The organism is Paucibacter sp. JuS9 (assembly GCF_044043925.2).
Taxonomy (GTDB): domain Bacteria; phylum Pseudomonadota; class Gammaproteobacteria; order Burkholderiales; family Burkholderiaceae_C; genus JAUASW01.
In genome coordinates, this window is the sequence record NZ_CP194172.1 from 189,449 (window position 1) to 212,180 (window position 22,732).

18 protein-coding genes are annotated in these 22,732 nt (G+C 66.7%); 10 read left to right on the plus strand and 8 right to left on the minus strand.

The window, feature by feature from the left end:
• Window positions 1–28 precede the first annotated feature (28 nt).
• From ABT392_RS00795 to ABT392_RS00805, 3 genes are all read left to right on the plus strand, one after another.
• A complete protein-coding gene (locus tag ABT392_RS00795; RefSeq protein WP_334279190.1) occupies window positions 29–1,279 on the plus strand; it encodes an anion transporter in 1,251 nt (416 codons plus the stop codon).
• An 85-nt stretch (window positions 1,280–1,364) separates the two neighbouring features.
• Window positions 1,365–1,763, plus strand: a complete 399-nt coding sequence (locus tag ABT392_RS00800; protein ID WP_334279189.1) for a BlaI/MecI/CopY family transcriptional regulator — start codon at window positions 1,365–1,367, stop codon at window positions 1,761–1,763.
• Window positions 1,756–4,098, plus strand: a complete 2,343-nt coding sequence (locus ABT392_RS00805) for a M56 family metallopeptidase (protein ID WP_395384370.1) — start codon at window positions 1,756–1,758, stop codon at window positions 4,096–4,098. Before ABT392_RS00800 ends, ABT392_RS00805 begins: the two co-directional genes overlap by 8 nt.
• A 174-nt stretch (window positions 4,099–4,272) precedes the next feature.
• Here the strand turns inward: ABT392_RS00805 and ABT392_RS00810 are convergent, their stop codons facing one another.
• Genes ABT392_RS00810 through ABT392_RS00825 form a run of 4 tightly spaced genes read right to left on the minus strand, consistent with a single transcriptional unit; the run spans window position 4,273 to window position 8,699 of the window.
• The gene (locus ABT392_RS00810; protein ID WP_334279187.1) at window positions 4,273–4,620 is read right to left on the minus strand and encodes an HU family DNA-binding protein; all 348 of its coding nucleotides are present in this window, start codon (window positions 4,618–4,620) and stop codon (window positions 4,273–4,275) included.
• Between the two features lie 56 nt (window positions 4,621–4,676).
• Window positions 4,677–5,813, minus strand: coding sequence for a GGDEF domain-containing protein (locus ABT392_RS00815; protein WP_334279186.1), 1,137 nt, complete (start codon window positions 5,811–5,813; stop codon window positions 4,677–4,679).
• 55 nt (window positions 5,814–5,868) lie between these two features.
• Complete coding sequence (locus tag ABT392_RS00820; RefSeq protein WP_395384369.1) at window positions 5,869–7,314, minus strand: diguanylate cyclase domain-containing protein; 1,446 nt, start codon at window positions 7,312–7,314, stop codon at window positions 5,869–5,871.
• A gap of 56 nt (window positions 7,315–7,370) precedes the next feature.
• Window positions 7,371–8,699, minus strand: coding sequence for an MATE family efflux transporter (locus tag ABT392_RS00825; RefSeq protein WP_395384368.1), 1,329 nt, complete (start codon window positions 8,697–8,699; stop codon window positions 7,371–7,373).
• A 66-nt stretch (window positions 8,700–8,765) separates the two neighbouring features.
• On the opposite strand from ABT392_RS00825, the gene ABT392_RS00830 reads away from it, so the two are divergent.
• The gene (locus ABT392_RS00830) at window positions 8,766–9,503 is read left to right on the plus strand and encodes a substrate-binding periplasmic protein (protein WP_395384367.1); all 738 of its coding nucleotides are present in this window, start codon (window positions 8,766–8,768) and stop codon (window positions 9,501–9,503) included.
• On the opposite strand, the gene cphA is transcribed toward ABT392_RS00830, so the two are convergent.
• Both cphA and ABT392_RS00840 read right to left on the minus strand, forming a co-directional pair.
• Window positions 9,500–12,064: a cyanophycin synthetase gene (gene cphA, locus ABT392_RS00835; protein ID WP_395384366.1), complete on the minus strand. Its 2,565-nt coding sequence runs from the start codon at window positions 12,062–12,064 to the stop codon at window positions 9,500–9,502. The genes ABT392_RS00830 and cphA overlap by 4 nt on opposite strands.
• A gap of 23 nt (window positions 12,065–12,087) precedes the next feature.
• The gene (locus tag ABT392_RS00840) at window positions 12,088–14,265 is read right to left on the minus strand and encodes a cyanophycin synthetase (RefSeq protein ID WP_395384364.1); all 2,178 of its coding nucleotides are present in this window, start codon (window positions 14,263–14,265) and stop codon (window positions 12,088–12,090) included.
• Between the two features lie 183 nt (window positions 14,266–14,448).
• On the opposite strand from ABT392_RS00840, the gene ABT392_RS00845 reads away from it, so the two are divergent.
• Together ABT392_RS00845 and ABT392_RS00850 are read left to right on the plus strand one after the other, a co-directional pair.
• Entirely contained in the window at window positions 14,449–16,734 is a 2,286-nt protein-coding gene (locus ABT392_RS00845) for a cyanophycin metabolism-associated ABC transporter (protein WP_395384363.1), read from the plus strand.
• A complete protein-coding gene (locus tag ABT392_RS00850) occupies window positions 16,731–17,207 on the plus strand; it encodes a cyanophycin metabolism-associated DUF1854 family protein (RefSeq protein WP_334279179.1) in 477 nt (158 codons plus the stop codon). The genes ABT392_RS00845 and ABT392_RS00850 overlap by 4 nt, the downstream gene beginning before the upstream one ends.
• 87 nt (window positions 17,208–17,294) lie before the next feature.
• Here ABT392_RS00850 and ABT392_RS00855 read toward each other — a convergent pair whose 3' ends face one another.
• Both ABT392_RS00855 and ABT392_RS00860 read right to left on the minus strand, forming a co-directional pair.
• Window positions 17,295–18,284, minus strand: coding sequence for a TerC family protein (locus ABT392_RS00855; RefSeq protein WP_334279178.1), 990 nt, complete (start codon window positions 18,282–18,284; stop codon window positions 17,295–17,297).
• A 50-nt stretch (window positions 18,285–18,334) separates the two neighbouring features.
• Window positions 18,335–18,748, minus strand: a complete 414-nt coding sequence (locus tag ABT392_RS00860; protein WP_395384362.1) for a TerB family tellurite resistance protein — start codon at window positions 18,746–18,748, stop codon at window positions 18,335–18,337.
• A gap of 101 nt (window positions 18,749–18,849) precedes the next feature.
• On the opposite strand from ABT392_RS00860, the gene ABT392_RS00865 reads away from it, so the two are divergent.
• The 4 genes from ABT392_RS00865 (at window position 18,850) to can (ending at window position 22,701) form a co-directional block, all read left to right on the plus strand.
• A complete protein-coding gene (locus ABT392_RS00865; RefSeq protein WP_395384361.1) occupies window positions 18,850–19,740 on the plus strand; it encodes a LysR family transcriptional regulator in 891 nt (296 codons plus the stop codon).
• Between the two features lie 73 nt (window positions 19,741–19,813).
• Entirely contained in the window at window positions 19,814–20,995 is a 1,182-nt protein-coding gene (locus tag ABT392_RS00870; RefSeq protein WP_395384360.1) for an isovaleryl-CoA dehydrogenase, read from the plus strand.
• 108 nt (window positions 20,996–21,103) lie between these two features.
• Complete coding sequence (locus ABT392_RS00875; RefSeq protein WP_395384359.1) at window positions 21,104–22,024, plus strand: pyridoxal-phosphate dependent enzyme; 921 nt, start codon at window positions 21,104–21,106, stop codon at window positions 22,022–22,024.
• Window positions 22,021–22,701 (plus strand): carbonate dehydratase, encoded by a 681-nt coding sequence (gene can / locus ABT392_RS00880; RefSeq protein WP_334279173.1) that lies wholly within the window; start codon window positions 22,021–22,023, stop codon window positions 22,699–22,701. The genes ABT392_RS00875 and can overlap by 4 nt, the downstream gene beginning before the upstream one ends.
• Window positions 22,702–22,732: the final 31 nt, after the last annotated feature.

Here is a 22,732-nt window from a genome sequence, read left to right on the forward strand (position 1 = left end):
CAGGGACAAGACCTGCCCCTCATTCCGCATGCACGACCTTGCTGTTTCCGATCTTGTGGTGCTGAGCGTGTTCGGCATCGTCTACCTGGGCATGATCCTCGGTGGCCTGCCGCGCCTGCAACTGGATCGCACCGGCGTGGCGCTGCTGGGCGCCATTGCCATCGTCGGCGCCGGCGTCATGACACCCGAGGCGGCGGCCCAGGCCATCCACCTGCCGACCATCCTGCTGCTGTTCTCCTTCATGGTGATCTCGGCGCAGATGCGGCTTGGCGGCTTCTATGGCGCCGTGACACGCCGCATCGCTGCGCTGCCCCTGGCCCCCGTGGGCCTGATGGGCGTGGTGATCGCTGCTTCCGCCTTGCTATCGGCGGTGTTTTCCAACGACATCGTCTGCCTGGCCATGGCGCCGCTCCTGCTGGAGGCCTGCCTGCGCCGCCGGCTCGACCCGATTCCCTTCCTGCTGGGCCTGGCCTGCGCCAGCAATGTCGGCTCGGCGCTGACCCTGATTGGCAATCCGCAGAACATGCTGATCGGCGAGGTGCTGAAGCTGCCCTTTGGCGCGTACAGCCTGCAGGCGTTGCCGCCGGTACTGGCCGGCCTGCTGGCCTTGTGGGCCCTGCTGGCCTGGCAGATGCGCCATGGCGCGCCGGCGGCGGTGCAGGAGGCGCCGGTGCCTGACGAACCACCTTTCGATGCCTGGCAGACCGCCAAGGGCCTGATCGTGGCGGGCGTGCTGGTTGCGATCTTTCTGTTGACCTCCTGGCCGCGCGACGTGGCCGCCCTGGTCGGCGCCGGCTATCTGCTGCTGAGCCAGCGCTTCCATTCCAGCAAGGTGATGGGCCTGATCGACTGGGAGCTGCTGGTCCTGTTCATGGGATTGTTCGTCGTCAACGCAGCGCTGGAACACACGGGCATGACCAAGGCCGCGATCAACTGGCTGCTGGCCCAGGGCCTGGACCTCGGCCAGACATGGCCCCTGTTCGGTGCGACGCTCGCGCTGTCCAATCTCGTCTCCAACGTGCCGGCGGTGATGCTCTTGCTGCCTGGGGCAACTGCAGCAACAGCGGCGCCCACGGCCGGGCCGACACTGGCCCTGGTCAGCACGCTGGCCGGCAACCTGCTGATCGTCGGCTCGATTGCCAACATCATCGTGGTCGATGCGGCGCGCCGCGCCGGCGTCCTGATCGACTGGCGCCGCCATGCGCGCACCGGGTTGCCGGTGACGCTGGCCAGCCTGGCCCTGACCGCGCTGTGGCTGGCCTGGCTGGCTCGCGCCTGATTTTTTGGGGACCCTGCCGTAAGTCACTTGTGCAGCGTGCCGAATCTCTTCTACATTTGTAGTACTACATCTGTAGAAGAGACCCATGGACGAAGAAAAGAGCAATGACCTGGCCCTCAGCGAGCTGCAGCTGGCGCTGATGCGCGTGCTGTGGGAGCGCGGCGAAGCGAGTACGGCCGAAGTGGTGGAAGCCCTGCATGAAGCGGGCCGCGCGCTGGCGCACACGACGGTGGCCACGCTGCTGACCCGGTTGGAGAAGCGGGGCATGATCAGCGCCAGCCGCGACGGCCGCCAGCTGCGCTACCGCGCGGCGGTGGATGAACCCGAGGTCCAGCGCTCCATGGTGTCCGGCCTCCTGAGCAATCTTTTCCAGGGTGAGCCCAGCCGGCTGATGAGCCATCTGCTCAGCGAAGGCGAGATCGGCGAGGACGATCTGGCCAAGATGCGGGCCCTGCTGGCTCGCCGCGGAGGTCGTCATGCTTGAAGCACTGGCCGGCTGGCTGCTCAACTATCTCCTGCACAGCACGGCGCTGCTTGGCGGCGCGATGCTGCTGGAACGCCATCCCGCCTTGCAGCGTTCGCTGACCGTGCGCGAACTGATGTGGCGGATTGCCCTGTTCGGCGGCCTGCTCAGCGCCACCGCCCAGGCATTGGCGCCGCCGCTGATGGCCGCCTTCGAGCAGTTGCCGGCCGAGGTCCGTCGCTCGGAGGAGCAGCGCAGCGTTGGCCTGGTGCTGGCAGCGGTGGAGCCTGCGGTCGATGCAGCCGACGAGATGCCACCGACAGCAAGCCCTGTGGTCGATGCGAAGCTTGCGCCAGGGGCCGTGCCCACCGCCGTGGAGAGCGCCGCACACACACCTGTGCCTGAGCCCGTCAGCCGGCAAGACGTGGCCCTCGGCGCTTCGTTCAGCAATGCCGCCGGCGCCCTGACCGTGGCATGGGCCATCGTGTCCTTGGGCAGTTTGATTCTGCTGGGCCTGCGACTTGCGGCGCTGCGCTGGCGCGTGCGGCGGCTGAGCCCGGCCGGCGAGCCTAGCTGGCAGCAGGCTGCGCAACGCCTGGCCGGTCTGGCTGGCCTGCCCACGCCTACGCTGCGCATGAGCGAAGGCTGGCACAGCCCGCTGGTGGCGCCGGGTGGCGCGATCTGCCTGCCGCGCTGGCTGGCAGTCAAGCTCGATGCCGGCCAGTGCGAGGCGGTGCTGGCGCACGAGATCGCCCACCTCTTGCGTCGCGACCCGGCCTGGCGCCTGGCAGGCCAATGGGCGGCGGCCCTGGGCTGGCTGCAGCCGCTCAATCACCTGGCCTTGCGCCGGCTCGATGCGCTGGCCGAGCTGGCCTGCGACCGTTGGGCTGCCCAGGCCTCGGGCCAGCCCCAGGCGCTGGCCGAAAGTCTCTATGCCTGCGCCGAGCAGATCGTCCAGCGCCGCGGCAGCGCGCCGCGTCTGGCAGCGGCAATGGCCAGGCCCGATTCGGCGCTCCTGCAGCGCATCCGTTCACTGATGGAGGAGACCCCCATGGAAGAAGGCAAGGAAGGCCTGGTGGCCAAGAAATTCAAATGGCGCTGGCTGGCGCTAGGCGGCGTGCTCGCTGCGCTGTTTGGCGCGGTGGCGGTTCCGGCCGTGGTGCTGGGCAAGATCGATGCCGACTGGGTGCTCGAGCTGCAGGACGGCGTCAGCTTCCACAAGGGTACCCGCATCGTTACCAACGATCAGAATGGCTCCACCCGCGTCAACGTACGCGGTGGCGATCTGCATTTCAACGAGGCCGAAGACGAGATCATCGGCCTCGCGGGCACGGTACGGATCAGCGAGAAGCGTGGCGGCGTCCATCGCGAGGTGCTGATCGAGAGCCAGCCCGGCGGCGCGCTGAAGAAGAGCTACAGCGTCGATGGCAAGGCCCAGCAGCTCGATGCCGTGGGCAGCGAATGGCTGAAGACCATGGTCCGCCACATGGCCGACGTCATGGTCAGCGCCGACGAGCGGGTGAAGAAGCTCCATGCCAAGGGCGGCGTCGATGCCGTGCTGGCCGACATCGAGAAGCCGCGCAGCGACTTCCACCGTCGCGCCCGTGTTGAAGCACTGCTGAACCTGCGCGATGTCGGCGACCTGCCGCCACCCGCCATCGAGCGTGTGCTCGCTGCGGTGGACGGCATGGGCTCCGACTTCGACCGCCGCACCGCTTTGGTCGCCATGGTCGAACACCAGACCTTGCCCGCCGCACAGCAGGTGAGCCTGCTGCGCACGACCGCACGCATCGGCAGCGACTTCGACCGCCGCAATGTGCTGGAAGCGCTGGCTTCGCAGCAGGCCGACGAGGCCGAGGTGCTGCAGGGCTGGGTCAAGGTGATGAAGGCCATGGGTTCGGACTTCGACCGCCGCACCGCCATCGAGCACCTCATGGAGCGCAAGCCCCTGGGCAAGAGCACGCTGGATGCTGCGCTGCAGGCCAGCAGCCTGCTGGGCTCGGACTTCGACCGTCGCACGGCGCTGCAAAGCATCGCACCGCACCTGGACATGGCGACGCAGGTTGAGAGCTATGTGCAATCGGCCACGCGCATCGGCAGTGATTTCGATCAGCGCGAAGCACTGCTGAAACTGATCGAGCGCGGCCCGCTCGACAAGTCGGCAACGCTGGCCATCCTGGAGGGTACGCCGCGCATCGGCGCCGACTTCGAACTCGCTACCGTCCTGAAGGCGCTGGCCGAGCAGATGCCGGCTGACTCTGAGGTGCTGAGCCGCTACCGCAAGGCAGCGCGCCGACTCAGCGACCATGAGCGCGGCCAGGTCGAAAAGGCGCTGGACCGCTTCGACAGGGGTTGAGCCCCCCGTCCGAGGAGTACCTTGGACGGCCCCCCGAGGGGGCGGGGATGCTTGCCGTTTCGAGCGGCAAGCACATCGCCCATGGCGGGCCGGCTTGGGAGCGGCCCGGCGCTCGGCCCGGAAAGAACAAAGAGGGCCCCTGGGCCCTCTTTGCACGTCAGGCTGGAGGCCTGCTTACTTCTTGGCCTTGGCGGCCGGCTTCTTGGCGGCAGCGGCCGGAGCCTTGGCGGCCTTGCGGGCGGCAGCCTTGGGGTCCACGGCGGCCTTGAAGGTGGCGCCAGCGGTGAACTTCGGCAGCTTGGCGGCAGCGATCTTGATCTTGTCGCCGGTCGACGGGTTCACGCCGGTACGGGCGGCACGGGCGTGCTGCTTGAACGAGCCGAAGCCGGGGATCGTGACGGCGCCACCCTTCTTGACGGTGGTGACGATGGCGTCCAGCAGGGTTTCCAGGACGCGGCCGGCTTCAGCCTTGCTGATCTCGTGCTTGCTGGCCAGGTGTTCAATCAGTTCCGATTTGTTCATTGTCTACAGTCTCATTGGGATGACGCCCGACCATCTCGGGCGGCGTGATTGTCGCTCTAGCCGAGCAGCACGCGATTTCGGCCCTCTGCCTTGGCTTTTTGCAGCGCCGAATCGGCCGCATTGATCAGCTTTTCCAGCTCGTGGCCGCTGGCCTCCGAGCTGCTCAGGCCGATGCTGACCGTGTAGTTCAATTCGGCGTTAGGCAGATTGATACGTGTCTCGACCACCAGCTTGCGAACACGTTCGCAGACGCGTTCGGCGGTTGTTCCATTGAGGCCATCGAGCAGCAAAAGAAACTCTTCGCCGCCATAGCGAACCACCAGATCGCCCGGCCGCAATTGCGCGAGCAACAGCGCCGATAGTTGGCGCAACACTTCGTCACCCGCAGCATGGCCGAAGTTCTCGTTGATGTGCTTGAAGTGATCGACATCGACCATGGCCACGGCCACGCCGCGACCCGAGCGGCGCGCACGCTGCAGAAGACGCAGGCCGAGCGTGCTTAGCGCGGCGCGGTTGTAGGCGCCGGTGAGGCGATCGGTCAGCGAGAGCCGGCGCAATTCCTCGGCATAGCGGCGCGTGATCATCAGCACCAGGCCGAAGGCGATGCAGACCTGGGCCAGCGGAATGATGAAGAGCGTGCCGTTCGCCACAAGCTCCTGGTCGGCCGGTGCATCGCCATGCAGGAGCAGCCAGAGCGCCCGCAGGATCAAGGCCGCACTGAGAACACCGAAGCCGGTCGCCGCCACCCACATCATGGCCCGGGTGCGGTCTCGCACGCGCAGCAGCGTGACCAGGCAGGCCAGGTCCAGCGCGGCAAAGCCCAGGCCGCTGGCCACCAGGCGGCCGGTCAGGCTGGGTTCGACCCAGGTGAAGTAGGCAGGCAGCAACAGCGATGCGGCGGCAATCGCGACCAGGCTCTTGAGGGACAGGTCTTGCCCCGCGTACAGCCGCAAGCCGCGCAGCACCAGGGCCTGCCCCAGGCCCATGAAGCCGTAGCTGAGCACCGCATGTATGAAGGTGGGCACGCCGCTCTGTACCCCGAGCGCCAGGCCCAGGCAGGCCACGACATTGCCCAGAGCCCACAGCCGCAGCTCGGCCTGCTTGCCCACGCCGAGGGCCGCAGCGACGAGCAGCGCCGTGGTCAGCAGCGTGAAGCAGACTTCAACCAGCAGCAGCGTCTGTTCGTGGAACATGGTGAAGGCGGAGAGCTGGCCTGCAGTCTAGGGCAGCAGCAAGTGCTTTGGCCAGTTACTCGGCCAGGCGCCACTGATTGCGTCCAGTCGCCTTGGCGCGGTAGAGCGCGGCATCGGCGCGGCGTATCAGGTCTTCTGCCAGATCACCGTGTTGCGGATGCAGGGCCAGGCCGAGGCTCGCACTGATCGGTGCATCGGGGGTGGACAGCGCAGCGATGCGCTCCACCACCTTGGCTGCGATCAACGTCGCGTCCTCGGTGCCACGTAGCGTTTCGACCAGCAGCACGAACTCGTCGCCGCCCAGGCGGGCCACGGTGTCGTCGGCGCGCAGCGTGTCGGCCAGCGTGCGGGCGACTCTCTGCAAGAGCTGGTCGCCGCGCTCATGACCATGGGCGTCGTTGATCTGCTTGAAGCCATCCAGGTCCAGCATCATCAGCGCAAAGCATTGGGGCCGGCGCGCGCTGCGCTTGAGCGCCAGGCCCAGGCGGTCCATCAGGTGGGTGCGGTTGCCGATGCCGGTCAGTGCGTCCTGGCTGACCATCTGGCGCAGGCGCTCGGCGCTGCGCTCGCGCTCGGTCACGTCGTGCAGCAGGGCATAGCCGCCGTCCGAGCGGCCTTCCAGGCGCCGCGGCACCAGTGCGACCTCGAACACATGCTCGCTCGGCCCTTCGCCAACACCGAAGCGGGCCTGGCTGCGCAGGCTTTCACCGGCCAATGCGCGCTGAAAACAGCTGCGCTGGTCTTCAAAGGCGGCGCTGCCAAACACGCTCTCCAAGGGGCGGCCGGGCAGCTCCTCGGTCGCCACGCCGAAGAAGCGCGTGAAATGCGGGTTTGCCAGCACGCAGCGCAAATCGGCATCAAACTGGCAGATCAGGGAGGGCATGGCCTCCACCAGGCGCTGCAGTTCCAGCTCACGGGTACGTGCCGTGGCCAGGTTCTGCTCGGCCAGGCGGCCCAGGCGCAGCGCCTCGTCCATGCGCTCCTGGAACACGCGCAGCAGGTTCAGGGTCAGCGTCGTGGCCACGGCCAGGATCAGGCATTGCGCCACCATCAGGGAGACCGGATGGATGGGCGCCATCGGCTTCAACCAGCCCAGCATCTCGCCGCCGGCCATGCCCATCAGGGCCAGCGCCGAAGCGGCGGCAAAGCCCTTGGCCCAGCGGGCACCGAGCAGCCAGCCGGCGAAGATCACGATCATCGGATAGGCGAGCAGGATGGGTGTGCGCACGCCCTCGGTGCGATAGCCCATCACGGTGGCGATGGCCCAGCCACCACAGGCCAGCACGGCCAGCGTTTGCTCCGGCTGGCGCCGATGCAGATGAATCAGGCAGTAGGCACTGAGCAGGGCGATGAGCCCGGGCCCCAGCAGCCGGCTGCTCGGCATGTGGCCCAGGGACAGCAGGCTGACAGCAAAGGCCAGGCTGCCTATCAGCATGACGAGCAGTGCCGAGCGCAGGAGGCGCAGGCGGATTTCTTCTATCGGGCTCGACATCGATCTCATGCGACGGTCATGACCAGCCCAGCATACGGTTTGGCTGGCCGGCAGCCAGGGTGTTTCTACTGGCGTCGCAGCCGCCTGTGCGTTGCCCGTGCATGCGGCACCCAGTCGAGCCGCGCCCAGCGTCGCCACATCAGGAGGCCGCGCACCCATTCATCCAGGGCATACGCAATCCACACGCCGACCAGACCCCAGTGCAGGCCCAGCAGCCAGGTGCCGCCTGCCAGCACAAGGATCATCGAGCTCGCACCCGCCATCACCGGATAGCGGGCATCACCGGCGGCGCGCAAGGCATTGATCACCACGAGGTTGAAGGTGCGGCCCGGCTCCAGGATCACCGTGATCCACATCAAGGTGCAGCCGGTGGCGATGATCTCGGGCTCGTTGGTGAACATGCGCAACAGCCAGGGCGCGGCCAGCGCCGCTGACAGCGCAACGGAGAAGCTGAGCAGCAGCCCGCGACCCATGGCCTTGCGCACCAGCTTGTCGGCCTGGTGCAGCTTGCCGGCGCCGATCATGTGCCCCACCACGATCTCGGCCGCAAAGCCGGTGGCCAGGCCGGCCAACAGCACGAAGTACATCAATTGCTGCGTGTAAGCCTGCGTGGCCAATGCCGTGGCGCCAAGCTTGCCAGCCACCGCGACGCTGACCATGAAGGCCAATCGATACGCGATGTTCTCGGCCGCACCTGGCAGGCCGATGTGGAGGATGGCGGCCAGCTCGGCGCGCGGCAGCCGCCACCAGTTGCCCCAGCGCGGCCACAGATTCAGCCGGGCACGCCACAGCCACAGATGCAGCACGATGCCCAGCAAGCGGCTCAGCCCCATGGCCAGCGCAAAGCCGGGCAGGCCGATGCGCGGCATCAGCAGCCAGGCCAGCAGCAGATGGCTCGCATGCATGCAGACGATCACGGCCAGCGTGTCGCGGGTGCGCAAATGGGCTCGCATCACGCTGGCCAACGAGGCGTTCCAGGCATCCAGAGGCAGGGCTGGCGCCAGGGCGAGCAAGAGGGGCAGCGCCAGCGGTATGACCTCGGCCGGCGCGTTGAGCAGGTGCAGGAGCGGCTCGGCGCCCAGCGAGGCCAGCGCCGCGATGAAAAGGCCCATCCAGGTGCTGGCGCCGAGCGCGGCGCGGGCCAGGGCATCGGCCTGGTCGCGGCGGCGGCCGCCCAGGCTTTGCGTGATCACCACGCTGACGCCGGCGCCGATGATGCGGAACAGGATGAACAGCATGCCCACCACATGGTTGGCCAGGGCGAATGCCGCGCCGCCGGTGTCCGAGAGGCGCGCCGCCAGCGCCGTGCCGAGCATGCCCACCGCGATGCCGAGGCACAGTTCGAGAAATAGTGGCCAGGCGAGCGATACAAGGCGTGGTTGGATTTGAGACATGTCAGTCTGCGGTGGAGGCGCTACCTTAGGATGCGCACATGAGGCCGATTGTGCGGATGTAATTCAATGAAACTGGCCCGATGTCGTTGGCTTGTCGTGCAGGCGGTGGCGCTGCTGTGCGCTGCGCTGGCGCATGCGCGGGCGCCGCTGCATGTGCTGGTCGACAACAGCACCGAGATGCCACAGGGGCGCTTCGAACGGGGCTACCTGGTGGGCGGCATTCACTTCGATGTCGGGCAGGCCTTGGCTGGGAAGCTCGGCCGTGAGGCGAACTTTCGAGTGCTCCCGCGCAAGCGCGTCATCGATGAGCTGCTGCATGGTCAGCAGGCCGATCTGATCTGCGGCTATCTGCCGCAATGGTTGCCGGGCGTGACCGCCTGGAGTCGCCCCTTCCTGCCCGATGAGCAGTGGCTGCTGAGTGGTCGCACGGTGCCGGCTCCGCGCAAGCTGGCCGAACTTGCGGGTCAGCGCATCGGCACCGTGCTTGGTTTCGTCTATCCCGAGATGCAGCAGCAGTTGGGCACCGGCTTCGTACGCGAGGAGGCGCCGGATGCCGGTGCCAATTTGCGCAAGCTCAGCCTGGGTCGCATGCAGCATGCCATCGTCGGCCGATTGCAGTTCGAATACCAGATGCGCCTGGGGGGCTACAAGCTGGACCTGCATGCGCCCCTGGTGATCTCCAGCTACCAGAGCCAGTGCGCGCTGTCGCGCCACAGCACGGTCAGCCTCGCCGAACTGGACAAGGCCATTGCCGAGCTGCAGGCCGAGGGTGGCATACAGCGCATCCTGGCCAAGTACCGCTAGCCGTTCTTGACCCGCTCGGCCAGGTGCGCCAGTGCTTCCTCGACCTGGTCGACCAGCACCAGGCACAGCTCGCCGGGCTGGAGTTTGTCGAGCGCGCGGTCGATGGCAACGAACTCGCCCTGGATCTCCTCGATCTCGCGCGTGCGCGTGGCGCCTTCCAGGCCGCGGCGCAGCAGGGCCAGCACCTCGCCGTCCTCGCGGCCGCGCTGGCAGGCGTCCTGGTACAGGATCACTTCGTCGAAGGCCTTGCCGAGGATCTGCGTCTGGATCGTGATGTCCTCGTCGCGGCGGTCGCCGGCACCCGAGATCACGACCGAGCGGCGCGTGGCCGGCAAGGCTTCGACGGCTGCCACCAGTGCAGTCATCGCATCGCCGTTGTGGCCGTAGTCGGCAATCACGGTGGCGCCACGGAAGTCCATGACATTGAAGCGGCCGGGCGCGTTGTCGGCGTCATTCGCGAAGCTGGCGACACCGCGGCGGATGGTGTCCCAATCGATGCCCACGCCCCAGGCGGCAGCCACCGAGGCCATCGCGTTCTCGACCTGGAAGCCGATGGCGCCGTTGCGGGTGATCGGAATCTCGCGCAGCGGAATCGTCTCCCGCCAGGCGCCTTGAGCAGCCACGAGCTGGTCGCCGTCGATGTAGACGCAGCGCTTGCCCTGCGAGCGGTGTTGGGCCATCAGCGGATGGTGGCGATCAGCGGCGAAGAAGATGATCTGGCCCGGGCAGACGCCGGCCATATTGGCCACCACCGGATCGGCCGCGTTCAAGACGGCATAGCCATTCGGCGCCACGTTCTGCACGATCACGCGCTTGACCAGGGCCAGCTCGTCGACGGTGTTGAGGAAGTTCATGCCCAGGTGATCACCGGCACCGAGGTTGGTGACGACGGCGACCTGGCAGCGGTCGAACCCCAGGCCCTCGCGCAGCACGCCGCCGCGGGCGGTTTCGAACACCGCGGCTTCCACGTCCGGATGCATCAGCACATTGCGGGCGCTCTTCGGGCCGGAGCAGTCGCCGCTGTCGATCTGGCGGCCGTCGACGTAGACGCCATCGGTGTTGGTCATGCCCACGCGCAGGCCCAGCGTGCTGAACAGGTGAGCGATCAGGCGGCTGGTGGTGGTCTTGCCATTCGTACCGGTGACGGCGACGACCGGAATGCGGCCGTCTTCACCCTTGGCCGTGGCGTGGCCGTAGAGGTGCGAAATGATGGCCTCGCCGACATTGCGGCCCTTGCCATAGCTGGGGCTCAGGTGCATGCGCAGGCCGGGTGCGGCATTGACCTCGACGATGCCGCCGTTCACTTCTTCCAGCGGCTGGTGAACGCTCTCGGCCACCACGTCGACGCCGCAGACATGCAGGCCCACCACTTGTGCGGCAGCGACTGCGCGCGCCGCCACGTCGGGATGCACGTCGTCGGTCACGTCGGTGGCGGTGCCGCCGGTGGACAGATTGGCGTTGTTGCGCAGGATGACGCGGCGGCCCTTCTCGGGCACCGATTCCGGCGTCAGGCCCTGCAGCTCGAGGCGGGCCACGGCGATGTCGTCGAACCGGATCTTGGTGAGAGAGGTGGCGTGGCCGTCACCCCGCTTGGGGTCGGCGTTGACCTTGTCGACCAGCTGCTTGACCGTCAGGCTGCCGTCGCCGATCACGTGCGGCGGGTCGCGGCGGGCCGCAGCCACCAGCTTGTCACCCACCACCAGCAGGCGGTAGTCGGAACCGGGCAGGAACTTCTCGACCATCACATGGCCGATTTCGTCTGCGGCCTTGTAGGCGACTTCCATGTGCTCGCGGGTCACGACGTTCACCGTCACGCCCTTGCCCTGGTTGCCGTCCTGCGGCTTGACCACGACCGGCAGGCCGATGTCCAGCGCCACTTGCCAGGCTTCGTCCACCGAGTCGACCGGGCTGCCGATGGGCACGGGCACGCCGGCCGATTGCAGAAGGCGCTTGCAGAGGTCCTTGTCTTGCGCGATGGATTCGGACACTGCCGAGGTCGCATCGACTTCGGCCGCCCAGATGCGCCGCTGCTTGGCGCCCCAGCCGAACTGCACCAGACTGCCTTGCGTCAGGCGGCGGAAGGGCACGCCACGAGCGACGGCCGCGTCGACGATGGACCCGGTCGAGGGACCCAGGCGCACGTCTTCGTCCAGCTCGCGCAGCTGGGCCAGCGTGGCGTCAGCATCGAAGCTGCCGCCGTTGCGCGCCGCTTCCATCAATTCGCAAGCGGCCTTGAATGCCATGCGGCCGACGTCTTCCTCGCTGTACTCGACAACGACCTGGAAAGTGCCGGGCTCGGACGTGGAGTGTGTGTGGCTGAACGTGACCGGGCAGCCGGCTTGCGCCTGCAGCGCCAGCGTGGCCTGCTCCAGCACATGGGCCAGCGACTGCTTGGGCCGCAAAGGGCCGATGCCTGGGAACAGCGCGCGCAGCCTGGCTTCGAAGCCGGGCTGGTCGGCGATGGCGAGATCGGGGCCGGAGCAACTGACCACCGCTTCAATGGCGGTGTGACGGCTCCACATATTGGGGCCACGCAGGGCGCGGGTGCGGGAGACTTCCATGCTGTCGGTACTCGGCTTAGCAATCAGTGGGTCAGCGCGGGCACGAAGGTGTCGGCCCCGGCGGAGATCAGTTCGGGCGAGATATGCAGCGCCCAGGCGGCGGCAACGGCTGCCAGCAGCGTCTGCGCATCGGTGGCGATGCCTGCGGCAGCAAATCGCTGGAGCAGGGCGTCGATATTGGCGCCCGCTGTCTCGCCCTGGCCCTGGGCCAGCACGGCGGCGCCGCTTCGCAGGAACACGGCACGGCCACCCTTGGCGCGGTGCGCGGTGATGGCGGCATTGCTGCCGTCCAGCGCATAGAACAGCACTTCGCCATCGCTCAGCTCGGCCATTTCAACCAGGCGGGGCTCGGCGGCGTTCAGCACGGCAACGCCGTCGGACAGCACCACGTCCACCTGCGTGCGCAGGACCTTGAAGAGCTGGTCTTCCGTGCGGATGTCGTGATCGTCCAGCGTGCCCAGGCCGCCCATGTCGCAGACCACACCGACGGCGCAGCGGTCGTACGCCAGGCCGTCCTGCAAGATCACGCCGGCATTGCTCTCGGCCACGACGGCATCGACGCCACGGTTCATCAAGAGGCGGTGCGCCGCCTCCCAGCGCGCACCGCGCCTGTGCTCGACACGACGGTTGCCGAGGAAGAGGCCGTCACTGCAGGACAGGCCCACGTGGCGGCCGTTCAGATGCAGGAGCCAGGCGACCAGGCGGGCGATGTTGTTGCCGCCTGTCGATGCGGTGATGCCGACGATGGGGATGCGGCCGGTTTCGTCGGACGTGAACAGGTGGTCGATGATGGCCTGACCCACGGGCTGTGGGTTGCCTGCAGCCGGCTTCAGGTGCATCAGCAGGCCAGGGCCTGCGTTGACCTCGACGATGGCGCCGCCCGTCTCGTGCAGCGGCTTGGAAATATCGCTGGTGACCAGGTCGACGCCGGCGATGTCGAGGCCGATGGTGCGGGCCGCCAGCGAGACCTGGAAGGCCACGTCAGGGTGCATCTCGTCGGTGCAGTCGATGGCTACATTGCCGTTGCGCTGGATCAGTACGCGCTGGCCGGCGGCTGGCACGGCGGTGGCGGACAGGCCCTGGCGCTGCAGGTCCAGCTGGATGACGGCGTCTTCGGCGATGTCGAGACGGTTGAGTGGAAACTCTTCGGTCGTGCCACGGCGCGGGTCGCTGTTGATTTGCAGCTCCACGAGTTCTTCGACCGTGTGCTTGCCGTCGCCGGTGACCCAGGCCTCGTCGCCGCGGGCGGCTGCCACCACCTGGCCGCCGACCACCAGCAGGCGGTGCTCGTTGCCGGGGATGTAGCGCTCGACGAGCACCTCGGAGCCATGCCGTTCGGCCACTTCGAAGGCGGCTGCAATGTCCTCGCGCTTCTTCAGGTCGAGCGTGACGCCGCGGCCGTGATTGCCATCCGACGGCTTGACCACCACGGGCAGGCCCAGGTCGTCGGCGGCTTCCCAGGCCTCGTCCGCGTTCTTGACCACGCTGCCGGCCGGTACCGGCACACCAACGGCCTTGAGCAGGTCCTTTGTGAGGTCCTTGTCGCGCGCAATGCCTTCGGCGATGGCGCTGGTCATGTCGGTCTCGGCGGTCCAGATGCGGCGCTGGCGGGCGCCATGGCCCAGTTGCACCAGATTGCCGTCGTTCAAGCGGATGTGCGGAATGCGGCGATCGGTCGCTGCCGCGACGATCGCAGCAGTGGAGGGGCCGAGGTAGCAGTCGTCGACCTTGTCGCGCACCCGCTCGACCGCGGCGGCCACGTCGGTGGGCTCATCATTGATCACCGCCATCAAGAGGGCGTGGCCCTCGGCCAGGGCCTGGCGGGCGACCTGCTCGTCGCGGGCCCGGAACACCATGCGGTACACGCCGTGCTGCGAGGTGGAGCGGGTCTGACCAAAGCCGGTAGGCATGCTGGCCAGATTCAGCAGCTCGATCACCACATGTTCCAGGACATGGCCCATCCAGGTGCCTTCGACCAGGCGCTGCAGGAAGCCGCCGCGCTCGCCGACGCCGCAATGGTGCTCGGCCAGGGCCGGCAGCGCGGCGGTCAGCCGGTCTGTGAAGCCGGGAACCTTGTTGCTTGGGTAGTCCTCGAGGGCCCCCAGGTCCAGCCAGGTTTCAAGCACCGGGCGGTAGGTCCACATGTTCGGGCCGCGCAAATAGTTGACGCGCAAAAGCTTGATGTCGTCGTGTCTGCTCATGGAGGGCGAGGGCTGGTTCGGGGGCTTTCGGGAGCTCAGGGCACCATTGTGCGCGCTTCTTTGCGGACTGCCGCTGCCGGAACTTTTGTGGCAGGCAGCCGGCATCGGTCAAAATCCGCTTAATTACAACAAGCGCCGAACTGGCGAATAGGGCCTGAAAAGGCCCAGTTGGCAGAACAAACAATGCAGCATCAACATCCTGAAGTCGCGCCGGACCCAGTACATCCGGAGTGGTCTGCCCTGAAGGCGCGGCTCATGTCGGACGAGAACGTCGTCGGCGAGCTGGAGGTTGACCTTGACTCCAGGCTGCACTTCGCCCGTGGCCTGTTGGTGCTGACCAGCCATCGTCTGCTGGCCTGGGACCCGGCCGACAAGGCATGGAGCGAATGGACGCTGAGCCCGCAGCTCTCGATGCGGATTTCCGACCACGCCGGCGTCGGCAGCCTGGAGCTGGTGGATGGCCGGCAGCGCCTGGCCGTCTGGCGCTTCACCCTGCAAATGAACCTGCAGGCGCAGCGCTGGCAGGAACTGTTCGAGCGCCGCGATGAGGGCGCGCGCGACGCCGCCGAGGACGTGGAGTTCTGTCCCAGCTGCAAGGCGCCCCTGCCGCCCGAGAGCGAAGAGTGCCCCACCTGCGCCCGCGAGCTGCATACGCCGCCGTCCACCTGGGTGCTCTTGCGCCTCTGGCGCTTTGCCAGGCCCTATCAAGGGCAGCTGGCGCTCGGTTTCGCCCTGATGCTGGGTTCGACGGGGGCGACGCTGGTGGCGCCCTACCTGAGCATGCCCTTGATGGACAAGGTGCTGATCCCGTTCCAGAACGGCCAGCAGATCGACCCCTGGCTGGTCGGGATGTACCTGGGCGGGCTGTTCGGTGCCGGCCTGGTGTCCTGGCTGCTCGGCTGGGCCAAGACCTACATCCTGGCCCTGGTGTCGGAGCGCATTGCGGCCGACCTGCGCACGGCCACCTTCGAGCATCTGCTGTCGCTGTCGCTGGAGTATTTCGGCAGCAAGCGCACCGGGGACCTGATGAGCCGCATCGGCTCAGAAACCGACCGCATCAGCGTGTTCCTGTCCCTGCATGCGCTGGACTTCATCACCGACGTGCTGATGCTGGGCATGACGGCGCTGATCCTGTTCTCGATCAACCCCTGGCTGGCCCTGGCCACCTTGCTGCCCCTGCCTTTCATTGCCTGGATGATCCATCTGGTGCGCGACCGACTGCGCACCGGCTTCGAGAAGATCGACCGGGTCTGGGGCGAAGTCACCAGCGTGCTGGCCGACACCATTCCCGGCGTGCGCGTGGTCAAGGCCTTTGCACAGGAGAAGCGCGAGGCTCAGCGCTTTCGTGCCGCCAATGCCCACAACCTGGCGGTGAACGACAAGCTGAACAAGACCTGGAGCCTGTTCTCGCCGACCGTCTCGCTGCTGACCGAAATCGGCCTGCTGGTCGTCTGGGCCTTCGGCATTTCGCTGGTAGCCAAGGGCGACATCACGGTCGGCGTGCTGACCGCCTTCATCGCCTACATCGGCCGCTTCTATGGCCGCATGGATTCGATGAGCCGCATCGTCTCGGTCACGCAGAAGGCTGCGGCCGGCGCCAAGCGCATCTTCGACATCCTCGACCATCAATCGAACGTGCCCGAGCCGGCCAATCCGGTGAAGTTGCCGAAGATCGAAGGCGGCATCCAGATCGACGACATCGGCTTCCGCTACGGCAACCGCGCCGTGATCCGCGGCCTGTCGCTCGAGATCAAGCCGGGCGAGATGATCGGCCTCGTGGGCCACAGCGGCTCGGGCAAGAGCACGCTCGTCAACCTGATCTGCCGCTTCTACGACGTGACCGAAGGCGGCATCCGGGTAGACGGCGTGGACCTGCGCCGCATCGGCGTGGCCGATTTCCGCCGCCACATCGGCCTGGTGCTGCAGGAGCCCTTCCTGTTCTTCGGCACGATTGCCGAGAACATCGCCTACGGCAAACCCGAGGCCACGCGCGAGGAGATCGTTGCCGCGGCCCGTGCGGCGCATGCCCATGAGTTCATCCTGCGCCTGCCGCAGGGCTACGACTCGCTGGTGGGCGAGCGCGGCCAGGGCCTCTCTGGCGGTGAACGCCAGCGCATCTCGATTGCCCGCGCCTTGCTGATCAATCCGCGCATCCTGATTCTCGACGAGGCCACCTCCTCGGTCGACACCGAGACCGAGAAGGAAATCCAGAGGGCACTGGACAACCTGGTGAAGGGCCGCACGACGATTGCCATCGCCCACCGGCTTTCCACCTTGCGCAAGGCAGATCGCCTCGTGGTGATGGACCGCGGCCAGGTGGTCGAGGTCGGCCCGCACGACGAGCTGATGGATAAAAAGGGCGCCTACTGGCGGCTGTACGAGGCGCAGGCTCGTCGTGTGGACGCCGAGGATGCCGAGGCCGTCGCCATTCCCAACCCGAACGCCCACACGACGACGGAGGCCCTATGAGCACGCCGGGCAAGTACCAATCGCTGAACCGCAATGCCTTCGGCCGCCTGGTGCTGGTGGACGAGCAGGGAGTCGAGCACCAGGGCGTGGTGCCGGTGCGGGCGCATCCGATTTCGGCGCCGGATGAAGGCCTGTCCATCATCGGCACCGATGGCCATGAGCTGGCCTGGATCGACCGCCTCTCGAACCTGCCCGAGCAGGAACGCGAGCTCCTGCAGGCCGAATTCGCCAGCCGCGACTTCATGCCCACGGTGCTGCGCATTGTCGGCGTCTCGACCTTCTCGACACCCAGCCAATGGACGATTGAGACCGACCGTGGCGAGACCCAGTTCATCCTGAAGACCGAGGAAGACATCCGCCGCCTGGGCGAAGGCCGGCTGCTGATCACCAGCAGCCACGGCCTGCAGTTCATCCTGCCGGACCGATTCGCGCTGGACCGCGCGTCGAAGAAAGTCCTGGAACGCTTTCTCTGAGCCGCGGCACTTGCCGCAGCCGCTGTGCTTGTCAAGGGTCGGCGCTGCGGCGGACACGAGCGGCACAGCGAGCGTGCTGGTGCCTCCTCATGAACCGGCTGCGACGCCCGGCCGCGTTTTCCAGAGCGAAAACAACACGCCGCCCGCAATCAGTGCTGCGGTGACCGAGAGGCTGATCGAGGGCGGAATCTTGCCCACGATGCCCACCAGGAAGATCTTGGAGCCAATGAATACCAGCACCAGCGCCAGCGCGTACTTGAGGTAGCGGAAGCGATGAATCAGGGCCGAGAGCGCGAAGTACAGCGCCCGCAGGCCGAGGATGGCGAAGATATTGCTCGTGTAGACGATGAAAGGGTCGGTGGTGATGGCGAAGATGGCCGGCACCGAGTCCACGGCAAACACCAGGTCGGCGAACTCGACCATGCACAGGGCCAGGAACAAGGGTGTGGCCCACAGCACCCTGGGGCCACCTGGCACGGCGGCCTGGCGCACGAAGAAGGCGTTGCCGTGCAATTGGGGCGTGACGCGCATCAGGCGGCGCAACAAGCGCAAAGCGGGGTTGTTTGCCAGATCGCTGGTGGGCTCGCTGCTCATCCAGAGCATCTTCAGGCCGGTGACGACCAGGAAGGCGCCGAACAGGTAGAGCACCCAGCTGAACTCGGACACCAGGGCGGCGCCCATCCCGATCATCAGGGCGCGCAAGACGATCACGCCGAGGATGCCCCAGAACAGCACCCGGTGCTGGTACTGACGCGGCACGGCGAAGAAGCCGAAGATCAATGCGATCACGAAGACGTTGTCCATCGACAGCGACTTCTCGATCACGAAGCCGGTGAGGTACTCCATGCCGCTTTGCGGTCCGAGCTGCCACCACAGCCAGGCGCCGAAGGCCAGGCCCACGCTGATGTACCCGGCCGACAGCCAGAGGCTTTCGCGGATGCCGATTTCCCGGTCGGTACGGTGCAGCACGCCCAGGTCCAGGGCCAGCAGGGTGGTGACCGTGGCGGCGAAGACCAGCCACAGCCACAGGGCTTGGCCCAGCACAGGGAGCTGAAGGAGTTCGGGCAAGTGGGTCATGGAGCAGCTCTTGCAGCGATGAAGGGGGTAGGGCGTGTGCGGGACGGCGCTCAGGCCGGGTGGGCTTTCAGGCTCGGCACCGTGCCGACGCGCCACTGCTGAATCGCCTGCATCAGCACCACGCATTCGCCGTCGGCCAGCTCCTCGTCGGCCTCGGCCACGGCAACGCAGGCGCGCAGCACCGTGGCACGCAGGCCCGGGTCGGTGACCTCAGCGAGCAATCCGTTGATCAGCGCGGCGTCGACCACCGGCCGGCACCAGTCGCCCTGACTGCTGCACAGCAGGTCTTCGCAGAGCCCCTGCAGTACCGCGCTGAGGTCCTCGACGCTCAGGCCGAAGGCCTTTGGCAGTCCCAGGCGTTCCAGTGTCTGGGCCTCGATCCGGCTGACATGGCCGTCCGCAAGCATGGTCAGGGCCACCAGTCGTGCGGCGGCCTTCGGGCTGTTGGGAGGGTAGCTGCGCATGGCGTGCTCCATTCAAAGGTTGCGTAACGGCCTGCACTCTAGGTGGCTGGCTTGGCAATAAAAAGCAGAGAATCAATGAACGAAAATTCGTAAAAAGCGAAATGAGTTTGAGCTTCAGCTACCGGCATCTCTACTATTTCTGGGTGGTGGCCAAGGAGGGCGGCGTATCCAAGGCCGCCGAACGTCTGGGCATGGCCGTGCAGACCATCAGTGCCCAGGTGCGCGAACTGGAACGCGCCCTTGGGGCCAGCCTGCTCAGGCCCGCCGGCCGCGGCCTCACGCTCACCGACGCCGGGCAGGCGGCGCTGAAGCAGGCTGAACTCATCTTCCAACTGGGCGAGCAGCTGCCCATGGCTGTACGGGATGCGGCCAGCGCACCACGGCTGCGCCTGGCGGTCGGCATTTCGAATGGATTGCCGAAGCTGGCGGTCCGCCGGCTGCTGCTGCCGGTGACCCATGAGCCGCACCTGCGGCTGCTGTGCCACGAAGATCGCTTCGAGAGCCTGCTCGGGGACCTGGCCCTGCACCGGCTGGACGTGGTGTTGGCGGACCGGCCGGCCCCGGCCAATCGGAACCTGAAGGTCTACAGCCACGCGATGGGCAATTCAGCGGTGGCCTGGTACGCATCGCAGGAACTTGCAAGCCTCGCGAGCCTGGACTTTCCGGACTCGCTCGCTCGCGTACCGGTGCTGTTGCCGACTCAGCACGCGGCGCTGCGTGGCCGGCTTGACGCCTGGTTTGACCGCCATGGCATCAAGCCGCATGTGGCGGGCGAGTTCGAGGACAGCGCCCTGCTTGCAACCTTTGGCGCCGGTGGACTGGGTGTATTCCCGGCCGCCGAACTGGTTCATGACAAGCTGACGGCGCGGTACGCCTTGCAGCGGGTGGGGGCCTGTGATGGTGTCGAAGAGCAGTTCTTCGCCATTGCCACCGAGAAGAAGGTGGCCCATCCACTGGTCAAACGGCTGTTGCCGGCGGGGCCGGCGTCGTGATTACAATTTACGTTTACGTAAACGTAAGTCAACGAAGCGTCTTACGATGGACGCCGCTATCAGGAGACAAACCATGAGCAACTTGCCCGGCCTGAATTTCCAACTTGGCGAGGACATCGACGCGCTGCGCGATGCGGTGCGCGCCTTTGCCGAGGCCGAGATTGCGCCCCGCGCGGCCGAGATCGACCGCTCCGACCAGTTCCCCATGGACCTGTGGCGCAAGATGGGCGACCTCGGCGTGCTGGGCATCACCGTCGGTGAGGAATATGGCGGCGCGAACATGGGCTACCTGGCCCATATGGTGGCGATGGAAGAGATCAGCCGCGCCTCGGCCTCGGTGGGCCTGTCCTACGGCGCGCACAGCAATCTCTGTGTCAACCAGATCAAGCGCAACGGCACCGACGCCCAGCGCAGGAAATACCTGCCCAAGCTGATCAGCGGCGAGCATGTCGGCGCGCTGGCGATGAGCGAGCCCGGTGCCGGCTCCGACGTCCTGAGCATGAAGCTCAAGGCCGAAGACAAGGGCGGCTACTACCTGCTCAACGGCAGCAAGATGTGGATCACCAACGGCCCGGATGCCGACACCCTGGTGGTCTATGCCAAGAGCGAGCCCGAGCTGGGTGCTCGCGGCGTCACGGCCTTCCTGATCGAGCGCGGGATGCGCGGTTTCAGCATCGCGCAAAAGCTCGACAAGCTGGGCATGCGCGGCAGCCACACCGGCGAGCTGGTGTTCCAGGACGTGGAAGTGCCAGCCGAGAATGTGCTGGGCGCAGTGAACGGCGGGGCCAAGGTGCTGATGTCGGGCCTGGACTATGAGCGCGCCGTGCTGACCGGCGGGCCGCTCGGGATCATGCAAAGCGTGATGGACAACGTGATTCCCTACATCCACGATCGCAAGCAGTTCGGCCAGAGCATCGGCGAATTCCAGCTGATCCAGGGCAAGGTCGCGGACATGTACACCGTGCTGCAGGCCGGTCGCTCGTTCGCGTACACCGTGGCAAAGAACCTCGACCTGTTGGGCGCCGAGCATGTGCGCCAGGTCCGCAAGGACTGCGCATCGGTGATCCTGTGGACGGCCGAGAAGGCCACCTGGATGGCCGGCGAAGGCGTGCAGATCTTCGGCGGCAATGGCTATATCAACGAGTACCCGCTGGGCCGCCTGTGGCGCGATGCCAAGCTGTATGAGATTGGTGCCGGCACGTCGGAGATTCGCCGCATGCTGATCGGGCGTGAGCTGTTCGCCGAGACCATGTAATGGGCTCGGGTACAGACAACAAGCCACTTGGCGGCGCCGTTGCGGCAGGCACTCATATCCGCTAGTCGGATGTGAGTGAATGCCAGACCATGTGATCTGCCTTTGGCCATGAAGCCCTTGCACCTCAACACCCCGCTGCTGCGCGCCGCGCCCGGCCTGTTCCCACAGGCCGAGGTGTGGCTGAAGATGGACGCGCTGCAGCCCAGCGGCAGCTTCAAGCTGCGCGGCGTGGGGCGTCTGGTGCAGGAGGCGGCGGCTGAGGGCGTGCGTGAGATCGTCTGTGCATCGGGCGGCAATGCCGGCTTTGCGGCTGCCTACGCAGCACGTGCCCTGGGCATGGCCGTCACCATCGTGCTTCCCGAAACCAGCAGCCCGGCCGTGGCCGAGAAGATCGCGGCGCGCGGCGCCACCGTCTTGCGCCACGGTGCTGCATTCGACGAGGCGAACGCCTTTGCAATCGCCCTGGCGGCCGAGCGCGGCGCGCGTCATGTCCATCCCTTTGACCATCCGCTGCTCTGGGCCGGCCATTCGACGCTGATCGACGAAGTGCTTGCCGAGGGCGTGGAGTTCGATGCCGTGATCACTGCGGTGGGCGGCGGCGGCCTCTATTGCGGCATCGTGCAGGGCCTGCAACGGCACGGCCTGAACGAAGTGCCGGTGATTGCGCTCGAAACCTTGGGCGCCGACAGCCTCAGCCGGAGCCTGCAAGCCGGCGAGGCCGTCACGCTGCCGGCGATCACTTCCATCGCGACCTCGTTGGGGGCCCGCCGTGTGGCGGACGAGGCGCTGCGCCTGGCGCAGTCCCACCCGACGCTCAGCCTGACCGTCAGCGACCGAGACGCGACCCAGGCCTGCGTCCGTTTCGCCGACGCGATGCGCGTGATGGTGGAGCCGGCCTGCGGCGCGGCCCTGGCTGCCTTGAGCGTTCACGAAGCAACGCTCGCCAGATTCAAAAGACCCTTGATCGAAGTCTGCGGTGGCATCGCTGTCAGCACCGCGATGCTTGCCACATGGACAATGAGCGCATGAGCACGAACCTTCAAGAACTCCTCGAGAGCAACCGGCAGTGGGCCGCAGATACCGAGTCGCGCGAACCGGGCTTCTTCTCACGCCTGCTCAAGCAGCAGACGCCGCAGTATTTGTGGATCGGTTGCGCTGACAGCCGCGTGCCGGCCAATGAGCTGGTGAACCTCCTGCCGGGCGAGCTTTTCGTCCATCGCAATGTGGCCAACGTCGTGGTTCATTCGGACCTCAACTGCCTGTCGGTCATGCAGTTCGCGGTCGATGCCTTGAAAGTCAAGCACATCATCGTGGTCGGTCATTCCAATTGCGGTGGCGTGCGCGCGGCCCTGCTGGACCTGCGCACCGGCCTCGTGGACAACTGGCTGCGCCATGTGCAAGACGTGCGCAACGATCACGCCGATTGGCTCGAAACGCTGCAGCCCGAGCAGCGCGTCAATGCGCTGTGCGAGCTGAATGTGCTGGCGCAGGCCCGCAACGCCTGCCAGACCACGGTGGTCCAGGACGCCTGGGCGCGCGGCCAGGAGGTGGTGGTGCATGGCTGGGTCTATGGCCTGCACAACGGCCTGCTGGAAGACCTGTCCTTGACCGTCTCGGCGGCCGAGCAGGTGGGCGAGGCGTATCGCCAGGCGCTGGCCAACGTCAAGAAGCGCTACGAGGCTGCGCGCGTGAACAGCGCCGCCTGAAGAGCTGCCTGAGCCTGCAGTCGGAGCCAGC